Origin of the sequence: Variovorax sp. H27-G14 (genome assembly GCF_046156345.1) — a bacterium.
In the GTDB taxonomy this organism is placed as follows: domain Bacteria; phylum Pseudomonadota; class Gammaproteobacteria; order Burkholderiales; family Burkholderiaceae_C; genus Variovorax.
In genome coordinates this window covers 1-857 of the sequence record NZ_JAYLVN010000059.1, presented here as the reverse complement: position 1 = coordinate 857, position 857 = coordinate 1, and the positions used below count along the sequence as shown (strand labels likewise).

1 protein-coding gene is annotated in these 857 nt (G+C 61.5%); it reads left to right on the top strand.

Annotated elements, in window-relative coordinates; translation table 11 throughout:
- Positions 1-14 precede the first annotated feature (14 nt).
- Positions 15-857 (top strand): calcium-binding protein (locus VLK31_RS36205; protein WP_409173321.1); only part of this gene is annotated, 843 nt, incomplete at its 3' end.

Genomic DNA, 857 nt, shown 5'->3' with positions numbered 1-857 from the left:
CTGGCAATGTCGATGTGGTTATCTTCGACGGCGTGGCGTCCACCGCAGTGACAGCGCTTGAGCGCAAGGGCAACCACCTCGTCATGAAGTACGCCGTCAGCGATCAGCTCACCGTGGAGGACTACTTCCACACCGCCTATCCGGGCTGCAAGGTCGAACAGTTCAAGTTCAGCGATGGCGTCATCTGGGACGAAGCGAGCATCAAGTCGCGCGTCATCACCAATGGGAACGCCGACGCCGACTCGATCACCGGCTACCAGGACGGCACCAACCGCATCTTCGGCATGGACGGCAACGACTACCTCACCGGTGGTAGGTGGGCCGACATCATCAACGGGGGCATCGGCGACGACACGCTCAAAGGCGATGCCGGCGACGACACACTGATCGGCGGTGCAGGCAACGACACCCTGGAAGGCGGCGCCGATGCGGACACACTGGACGGCGGCATCGGCAACGACACACTCAAGGGCGGCAGCGGCAACGACACCTACAAGCTTGCAGCCGGCTCGGGCGTCGATGTCATCGATGATTACGACACCACCACTGGCAATGTCGATGTGGTTATCTTCGACGGCGTGGCGTCCACCGCAGTGACAGCGCTTGAGCGCAAGGGCAACCACCTCGTCATGAAGTACGCCGTCAGCGATCAGCTCACCGTGGAGGACTACTTCCACACCGCCTATCCGGGCAGCAAGGTCGAACATTTCAAGTTCAGCGATGGCGTGACCTGGGACGAGGTGCTCATCAAATCGCGCGTCATCACCAATGGGAACGCCGACGCCGACTCGATCACCGGCTACCAGGACGGCACCAACCGCATCTTCGGCATGGACGGCAACGACTACCTCACCGGT